At 71.2% G+C, this 1,684-nt stretch carries 2 protein-coding genes; one reads left to right on the top strand and one right to left on the bottom strand.

Annotated features, from left to right (window positions below; translation table 11 throughout):
• Window positions 1-194: 194 nt before the first annotated feature.
• On the bottom strand, window positions 195-425 hold the full coding sequence (locus FOE67_RS25015) for a DUF7455 domain-containing protein (protein ID WP_182667091.1): 231 nt from the start codon (window positions 423-425) through the stop codon (window positions 195-197).
• Window positions 426-929: 504 nt separating this feature from the next.
• Here FOE67_RS25015 and FOE67_RS25010 point away from each other — a divergent pair.
• A partial coding sequence (locus FOE67_RS25010; RefSeq protein ID WP_323385472.1) for an ATP-binding protein occupies window positions 930-1,684 on the top strand: 755 nt, incomplete at its 3' end.

Below are 1,684 nucleotides of genomic sequence, written 5' to 3'. Positions count from 1 at the left end.
GTGGGGAGGGGACCCGCCGGGAGCCCGGAGGGCCGCGGTCGGCGGCCCCGCCCCACCGGGCGCCGTGGGCATCCCCGTGCGCTCGGGAACCCCCGGACACGGCGACACGGCCGCCCCCGGTCGGGGACGGCCGTGTCGGGATTCCGACCACGGGTCGGATCAGCTCGCCGTGCGGGCTCCGGGCCCGCCCCGGATCAGCGCTCGTCCTCCGTGGCGACCGCCGGGGTGGTGGCCAGCTTCTCGGTCTCGTCCTGGATGTCGGCCGCGACCTTCTTGAGTTCCGGAGCGAACTTACGGCCGTGGTGGGCGCAGAACAGGAGCTCGCCGCCGCTCACGAGCACGACGCGCAGGTACGCCTGGGCGCCGCAGCGGTCGCAGCGGTCAGCGGCGGTCAGCGGGGTCGCGGGGGTCAGAACAGTAGTCACGTCGCCTCTTCTCTAGCTCGACGAGCTGTCGTACCAGGGTCAACATCCAACCGGGCCGAAAACGTTCCCGCTCGCGGCTTTTTCTCGGAAATCCCTTCCGGACTTCCTCGATGGCCGGATGCTGCCCGTTGGCGGCGAATGGGCCGTAGTGCGGTGTGGTGCTCGCTGTGGTCGGGCTGTCGTCGCAGGTGGTGGATGGTCGGTTTCGCTGTGCGATGGTGTCCTGTCGGTTCTCCGGCTGTCGGCACCGTCGCCGCCGTCCTCCCGGGTGGGTCGGTCGCCGTCGACGAATCCCCTGTGGAGAAGGACGTGCCCGGAGCCTAATTGGTTCATGCCTCGAAAGGAACGCGATGTGTCCCTCACCTCTTCCCGAATTCGAACACCTGATCGGTTCCGGGTAGGGTGAACCGACGCCGGGGTGCCCGGTCACCCGCATCGTTGGGCCTCGGTACCCTCTGAGCGGCGAACCCGCCACCCAGCAGAATTCAGCGAGGAGCGAACTGCGTGACCGCCGATACGTCCGTGCCGTCCACCGCGCTGCTCACCGGTGCCGACACCGGGGGCAACTACACCGCGCGGCACCTGTTGGTCCTCGAGGGGCTGGAGGCGGTCCGCAAGCGCCCCGGCATGTACATCGGCTCCACGGACAGCCGGGGCCTGATGCACTGCCTGTGGGAGATCATCGACAACTCCGTGGACGAGGCCCTCGGCGGCCACTGCGACCACATCGAGGTGATCCTGTACCCCGACGGCTCCGTGGAGGTGCGCGACAACGGCCGCGGCATCCCGGTGGACGTGGAGCCGCGCACCGGCCTGTCCGGCGTCGAGGTCGTGATGACCAAGCTCCACGCCGGTGGAAAGTTCGGCGGCGGCTCCTACGCGGCCTCCGGCGGCCTGCACGGTGTCGGTGCCTCCGTGGTCAACGCCCTGTCGGCCCGGCTGGACGTCGAGGTGGACCGCGACGGGCGCACCCACTCCATCGGCTTCCGGCGCGGCACCCCCGGCGCCTTCGACGGGGAGGGCCCCGACGCGCCGTTCGAGCCCGGGGGCGGGCTGGTCAAGGGCAAGCGGGTGCCCAAGGGGCGCACCGGCACCCGGGTGCGCTACTGGGCGGACCGGCAGATCTTCCTCAAGGATGCCGAGCTCTCCCCGGAGACCCTCTACGCCCGTGCCCGTCAGACCGCCTTCCTGGTCCCCGGCCTGACCATCGTGGTCCGCGACGAGCGGGCCGTCGGGAGGGCCGGCGGGGACGGGGAGGC

Origin of the sequence: Streptomyces calidiresistens (genome assembly GCF_014141525.1) — a bacterium.
GTDB lineage: Bacteria > Actinomycetota > Actinomycetes > Streptomycetales > Streptomycetaceae > Streptomyces > Streptomyces calidiresistens.
The sequence above is the reverse complement of the archived record's forward strand: the minus strand, read 5'-3'. Positions and strand labels throughout refer to the sequence as shown.